The sequence below is a fragment of the Janthinobacterium sp. FW305-129 genome (assembly GCF_020858115.1).
Taxonomy (GTDB): domain Bacteria; phylum Pseudomonadota; class Gammaproteobacteria; order Burkholderiales; family Burkholderiaceae_D; genus Janthinobacterium.
In genome coordinates, this window is record NZ_JACYMM010000006.1 from 434,517 (window position 1) to 441,501 (window position 6,985).

Consider the following 6,985-nt stretch of genomic DNA (forward strand, 5'->3'; position numbering starts at 1 on the left):
CGCCGCACTGGCGGCATGCGCCGCCGATTCGCTACAATGCGGATATGTCTCTTCCCGCACCCGATAGCGACGCGCTGGCCGCGTCCCATGCCTTGCAGCACCAGATTGCCGCCGAAATCGCGCGCAATGACGGCGCCATTCCCTTTGTCCGCTTCATGGAGCTGGCGCTGTATGCGCCTGACCTCGGCTATTACAGCGGCGGCGCCGCCAAGCTGGGCAAAGATGGCGATTTTACAACCGCGCCGGAGATATCTCCCCTGTTCGGCGCCACCCTGGCCCATGTGGCAGCCGCTATTATGGCGCAAACGGCCCCGCGCATCCTCGAATTCGGCGCCGGCACGGGCAAGCTGGCCGTTGACATCCTGACGGAAGCGGCGAATGCCGGCATTCACGTGGAACAGTATGCGATCGTCGAATTGTCCGGCGAATTGCGCGCGCGCCAGGAGCTGGCGCTGGCCGCCTTCCCGCAAGTGGTGTGGCTCGACGGTTTCCCCGACAGTTTTGACGGCGCCGTGTTCGGCAATGAAGTGCTGGACGCCATGCCCGTCAACCTGATCAGCAAGACGCCCGCCGGCTGGTGCGAGCTCGACGTCAGCATCGCCGACGGCCAGTTCGTCTTTGTCGAACGCCCGGCCAGTGCCGAGGTGGCCGCGCAGATCGCCGCCCAGGTGCCGGAGGCCGATGCCTTGCCGGTCGGCTATGTCACGGAAATTCACGGCGTCGCCTGCGGCTTCATGCGTTCGCTGGCGCGCATGCTGACCGCTGGCCAGGGCGGCGCGGCCGTGCTGTTCGACTATGGCTTCCCTGCGCACGAGTATTACCTGGATTTGCGCGCCACGGGTACCCTGATGTGCCATTACCGCCATCATGCCCACGCGGAACCGTTTTATTTGCCCGGCTTGCAGGACATCACGGCCCACGTCGATTTCACGGCCATGGCGGTGGCGGCGCAGGATGCGGGCCTTGATGTGCTCGCGTATATGAACCAGGCGTCCTTCCTGCTGGGCGCCGGGCTTGGCGACTTGCTGCTGCGCACCGATCCGCAGCAGGTCAAGACCTATTTGCCGCAAGCCAGCGCCGTGCAAAAGCTGGTCTCGCCGGCCGAGATGGGGGAATTGTTCAAGGTGCTGGTGGTGGGGCACCGCGTGGAGTTGCCGGAAGCGCTGTTGTCCAGCGACCGCAGTCACCGCCTGTAAGCGCCTGCAATATCAAGGCAGGGCAGTGCCGCCCTGCAATTTCCTGTCCGCCGGTGGTTATTATCTTGTCATATCGTATATGATGACCGACACAGCACGGTTCCATCCTGCAAGAACCCGTCGCCGCGCACCGATTTCAAGATAGAACGATGGGAAAGATACATACACACTATGACAACCTGAAGGTGGCGCGCCTGGCGCCGCAGGAAGTCATACGTGCCGCGTACAAAGCCCTCAGCCAGAAATACCATCCCGACAAGAATCCCGGCGACGAAAAGGCCGCCCGCATCATGGCCATCCTCAACAGCGCCTATGGCACCTTGTCCGATCCACAACGCCGCAAGGAACACGACGAGTGGATCGCCGCCGAGGAGTGGGAAATCGAATGGCTGGAAAGCACCCACCAGGAAGAAGGCAAGAGCCGCGATGGCCGCGCGAAAGGCCATGCCCAGCCGCATGAGCAGGCCTGGGCGCAGGATGTGCCGCCGACGAGGGGCAAGCCGCGGCGCGGCCAGCAGCCCGTCTGGCGCAACTGGCGCTGGTGGCTGAGTCTGTTTGTCTGCCTGCTGCTGGGCTGGCTGGGGGCCTTGCTGATGCTCGATACGTCTCAGCCCGTGCCTGCCGCGCTGGCGTCGGCCTGGAGCGGCCTGGCCCGCGATGGCGCCAAGCCCCATGCGGAAGCGGCCACGCCAGCGGCCAGTGCCGCGTCGTCGTCGAAAGGCGAGGTCGTGGCAGTCGATAGCTGGGCGGTGGGCAAGCCGTATGCGCCCGAGCCTCAGCAAGCGAAGACGCCCGAGATCCGCGTGCTGGCCCTGTCCCAGCTGAGCCTGAAAGCCATCCAGCCTCCCTGCGATGGCGCAAGCAAGGCCGAGTCTGCATCGCTGGTGGCGCCGAATGGCGAGCCCTGGCCGGCGCATTCCGGCTATGTCGATGGATTCCCGATCGGTAACAAGGGCGAGGAACTGGCCGTGAGCATCGATAACGGCGGCAATGCGGCGCCCGTGTTCGTCAAGCTGTATGACATGGAGCGGCGCTCGAACGTGCGCTACCTGTACATCCTCGCGTACGACAAGCTGCTGGTGGAGCAGCTCAGCGCGGGCAAGTATGAAGTGCGCTACCAGGCCGTCGGGCCAGGCCAGGACAATTGTGGCGGCACGACGCGCGGCGGTGCGTCGGCAACAGCGCCGGCGCCGGCCGCCGGCGAAGGCGGTACGCAGAATCCTGTTGTAAGCAGCATCTAATCTGATTATGCTTGATATGCGTCAACGCAGCGTCCACATCGACCTTATCCCTTAGGAGTACTCATGACCGACCTCAAAGCCGATGCAGATGATAACTGGCTGCTCGACGAGGATGAGCCGGTGGCCAGTCCTGCCGGGCTGGCCGCGCCCGAGCAGCGCCTGTGGCGTGTCCTGATCGTCGATGACGACGTCGATGTGCATGCGGTCACGCGGCTGGCGCTGCGCAATGTCAGTTTCAAGGGGCGCGAACTGGAACTGTTTTCCGCCTACAGCGGCCGCGAAGCGTATGACATCCTGCGCGACACGCCCGATATCGCGCTGGTGCTGCTCGACGTGGTGATGGAAACGGATGACGCGGGCCTGATCCTGGCCAAGCGCATCCGCGCCGACCTGAACAACTCCATCGTGCGCGTCGTGCTGCGCACGGGCCAGCCGGGCCAGGCGCCCGAGCAGCGCGTCATCATCGAATACGACATCAACGATTACAAGGCCAAGACGGAGCTGACAACGCAAAAGTTGTTTACCACCGTCATCTCGGCCCTGCGCGCCTACGAGAGCCTGATGATGCTCGAGCGTAGCCGCATCGGCCTGGGCAAGATCCTGGCCGGCGCCACCAATCTGTACCAGATTCATTCGCTGCGCGAATTCGCTTCCGGCGTGCTGAACCAGGTCAGCGCCATTCTCGATGTGGGCGCCGACGGCGTGCTGTGCCTGATGCAGGGCGGCGCCGGGCGGCCCGAAGTGGTGGCTGCCACGGGCACGTATGCCGTGCTGGCCGAGGCCGAAGCCATGCCGGCCGACCACGCGCTCACGCCCACGATCGACAAGGCGTTCGCGGAAAAGCGCAGCCAGTTCGAGCATCCAGCCAATGTGCTGTTCATTCATACGGAAGGCAACCGCGAGCTGGCCATCTCCGTCACGCCGCCGTGGCCGCTGGCGCAGATCCAGCGCGATTTGCTGGAAGTGTTTTGCCAGCGCATCGCGGCCGCCTTCGACAATCTGTACATGTTCGGCCAGCTGCGCAAGGCGCAGGAAGCGACCGTGGTGGCGCTGGCCGACCTGGCCGAGTTCCGCGACAGCGACACGGGCGGCCACGTGCGGCGCGTGCAGCTCTTGTCCGACGCCATCGCCCGCCGCATGCAGCAGCGCGGCGTGTATGCCGACGAGCTGACGCCGCAACTGCTCGACATGATCGGCCTGGCCAGCATCCTGCACGACGTGGGCAAGGTGGCCACGCCGGACGCCGTGCTGTTGAAGCCGGGCAAGCATACGGATGAGGAGCGGGCGCAGATGCAGCAGCATGCCGGCGTCGGGCGCACCATCCTCGAGCGGGCCGCCAACATGGTCGACGGCGTCAGCTACCTGACGTATGGCGCGCAGATCGCCGGCGGCCACCACGAGCATTTCGACGGCGCCGGTTATCCGAACGGCCTGAAAGGCCGCGATATACCGATCTCTGCGCGCATCGTTGCCGTGGTCGACGTGTTCGACGCCTTACTGCACGAGCGGCCGTACAAGGAACCGTGGCCGTATCCGCAGGTGCGCGAATACATCGAGCAGCGCAGCGGCAGCCAGTTCGATCCGGAAGTGGTGACGGCGTTGCTGGACCTGATCGACCATGAGCCGCAACTGTGGCATCCGGAGCGCGCCACCGCGTGAGCTGCCGCTTCGTTGGCGTTTTTCGGCGCGGCCCCATTCCCTTGCGCGCTGCGCCGTCATATACTCGGCTGCCTCATGCTGGCCGGCGCCACGCACCAGTGTGGCGCGCCGCGGAGTTTTCGGACATCACGACATGAAAGAACTCAAGGGACTCAGCGCACTGATCATCGAGCCGCATCCGGGCATGCGCGCCAGCCTGCACAATATGCTCAACCTGTGCGGCCTGGCGAAGATCGATGACGCAGCCAGTTCGGGCCAGGCGATCCGCATGCTGGGCAGCAAATCGTATGACCTGATCCTGTGCGAATACGACCTCGACGGCGGGCAGGATGGCCAGCAGATGCTGGAAGACTTGCGCCACCACAAATTGATGCACGCATCGACCATGTTCTTCATGGTCACGGGCGAAGGCAGCTTCGCCAAGGTGGTCAGCGCCGTCGAGCTGTTGCCCACCGATTACATCCTTAAGCCTTTCACCGCTGACAACATGCTCGAACGTATCGGCCGCGCGCTGGACAAGCGCAATGCCTTCGTGCCCGTGTATGAACTGATCGACGTGGGCAATGAGCGCGCGGCGATTGCCGCCTGCGCCGAGGGCGCCAGCCTGTATCCCCGTTATGCCACGGATTTCCTGCGCCTGCGCGCGGAACTGCATCTGCTGCTGGGCGAGGCGGCCGACGCCGAGCCGATCTATGCCGCCCTGTATGAGGCCAAGTCGATTGGCTGGGCGCGCCTGGGGCAGGCGAAGACGCAATTCCTGCTGGGTGAATACGCGGCGGCGCAGGGCACGCTGGAGGGGCTGCTGGAAAACAACAAGCGTTTTCTCGACGCGTATGACTGGCTGGCGCGCACGCATCTGGCGCAAGGCAAGCCGCAACTGGCGCAAGCGGCCCTGAGCGAGGCGGTGGCGCTGTCGCCGCATGCCGTGCGCCGCTTGCGCCGCCTGGGCGAGGCGGCCCTGGCGGCCGATGATATCGACATGGCGGAAAAATCCCTCAAACTGGTGGTCAGCAAGGCCAAATATTCGGAATTCCGCGATCCGGAAGACCATGTGCGCCTGGTGCAGACCCTCGTGCGCAAGGGCGACCCGTTGCAGGCGGGCGCCGTGATCCGCGACCTCGACAAGTCGATGGGCGGGCAAAAGAATGCGGAACTGTGCAGCGCCCTGTGCAGCGCCATGCTGCATGCGCATACGGGTAACGCCGAGCGTCTGCAGCAATCGCTGGACGCTGCCCTGGCCGCCAACCGCCACAGCGTGGGCGGCTCGAATACGCTGAAAACCGAACTGGCGCGCCACTGCCTGGCGCATGGGCGCGAGGATGGCGCCGCCGAGGTGATGCGCGAAGTCATGCGCAATGCGCCCGACAGCGCCGCCATGACGCGTGCCATGGCCGTGTTCGAGCAGGCGGGGCGCGACGAGCTGGCCAAGGCATTGGCGCGGCAAAGCCGCCAGGAAGTGGCCGACATGGTGGCGGCCGGGGCAGCCCGGGCGGGCGAGGGCGATTTCCGCGGCGCCGTCGATCTGATGGGCGAGGCCGTCACGCGCCTGCCCGACAATCCGCAGGTGGTCTTCAATGCGGCCGTGGCCGTGCTGAAATGCCTGGAGCACGAGGGCTGGGATGAGCGCATGGGGCAGCAGGCGCTGACGTTTATCGCCGGCGTGCGCCGCCTGGACCCGCGCAATCCCAAATTGCCCGTGCTGTCGGGCCTGCATCAGCAGTTGTTGCGTAAATACAAGCCCTTGGGCAATGCCTGGATGCATCCGCCTGACGCAAGGTAAGCGGGGAAATGCGGGGCAAATGACGGAAAAATGCGGCTTGGCGGTAGGGGCGATAAAAAAAATGCGAAAAAAGTCGACTTTTTCGCGCCAACCCTTGCACTTTCTCAAATCGGGAGCTTATAATCACGCCCCGAAGCAGCCAACTTCTTCTTTATACGCAAATGCAGCAGTCAGGCATCAGTAAATAAGGTTGACAGTTGTGAGTAGATGCTTCATACTCTGCGGTTCCCGCGGAGGGGTGGCCGAGTGGTTAAAGGCGACAGACTGTAAATCTGTTCTCTATGAGTACGCTGGTTCGAATCCAGCCCCCTCCACCAAGTTTTTGCAAGGAAAACTGGGTAGTAGCAAGTAAGTGAAGATAAAGTGAACGATACCTCGCGGGTGTAGCTCAATGGTAGAGCAGAAGCCTTCCAAGCTTACGACGAGGGTTCGATTCCCTTCACCCGCTCCAGTTTCCGTTCAGATGCTTGATGCATCGCATGCAACAAATTACAGCCCTTGTAGCTCAGTGGTAGAGCACTCCCTTGGTAAGGGAGAGGCCACGTGTTCGATCCACGTCAAGGGCACCAGAATTCGCAGCAGGCAGCACAGAAGCAATTCAAACCAGACCGTCGGGCGTGTGCCTGAGCAATCTAATCAAATCATTAGGAGTTCAAAATGGCAAAAGGTAAATTCGAACGGACCAAGCCGCACGTCAACGTCGGCACCATCGGCCACGTCGACCACGGTAAAACCACGCTGACCGCTGCAATCGCAACGGTTCTGTCGAAGAAATTCGGCGGCGAAGCTAAAGCATACGACCAGATCGATGCGGCTCCAGAAGAAAAAGCGCGCGGCATCACGATTAACACCGCCCACGTCGAGTACGAAACGGAAACCCGTCACTACGCACACGTTGACTGCCCAGGCCACGCCGATTACATCAAAAACATGATTACCGGTGCCGCGCAGATGGATGGTGCGATCCTGGTGTGCTCCGCAGCTGACGGCCCAATGCCACAGACCCGCGAACACATCCTGCTGGCCCGCCAAGTTGGCGTTCCATACATCATCGTGTTCCTGAACAAGTGCGACCTGGTCGACGACGCAGAGCTGCTGGAACTGGTAGA

The 6,985-nt window shown here is 63.1% G+C and carries 5 protein-coding genes and 3 tRNA genes; all 8 read left to right on the forward strand.

The genetic code is table 11. The features are described 5' to 3' along the window. The first annotated feature begins 44 nt into the window (after positions 1-44). Positions 45-1,196 (forward strand): class I SAM-dependent methyltransferase, encoded by a 1,152-nt coding sequence (locus IGS61_RS15120; protein WP_230540308.1) that lies wholly within the window; start codon positions 45-47, stop codon positions 1,194-1,196. Between the two features lie 149 nt (positions 1,197-1,345). Next, entirely contained in the window at positions 1,346-2,437 is a 1,092-nt protein-coding gene (locus IGS61_RS15125; RefSeq protein ID WP_230540309.1) for a J domain-containing protein, read from the forward strand. A 63-nt stretch (positions 2,438-2,500) separates the two neighbouring features. Beyond that, positions 2,501-4,096, forward strand: a complete 1,596-nt coding sequence (locus tag IGS61_RS15130) for a DUF3369 domain-containing protein (protein WP_230540310.1) — start codon at positions 2,501-2,503, stop codon at positions 4,094-4,096. A gap of 133 nt (positions 4,097-4,229) precedes the next feature. Continuing rightward, a complete protein-coding gene (locus IGS61_RS15135) occupies positions 4,230-5,876 on the forward strand; it encodes a tetratricopeptide repeat-containing response regulator (protein ID WP_230540311.1) in 1,647 nt (548 codons plus the stop codon). A gap of 232 nt (positions 5,877-6,108) precedes the next feature. Next, positions 6,109-6,193 (forward strand) — tRNA-Tyr (locus IGS61_RS15140). Between the two features lie 60 nt (positions 6,194-6,253). Then, positions 6,254-6,327: transfer RNA gene (locus IGS61_RS15145), tRNA-Gly, on the forward strand. Positions 6,328-6,370: 43 nt separating this feature from the next. After that, positions 6,371-6,445: transfer RNA gene (locus tag IGS61_RS15150), tRNA-Thr, on the forward strand. An 88-nt stretch (positions 6,446-6,533) separates the two neighbouring features. Beyond that, the coding region (locus tag IGS61_RS15155; RefSeq protein WP_230540312.1) for a GTP-binding protein at positions 6,534-6,985 on the forward strand (452 nt) is incomplete at its 3' end.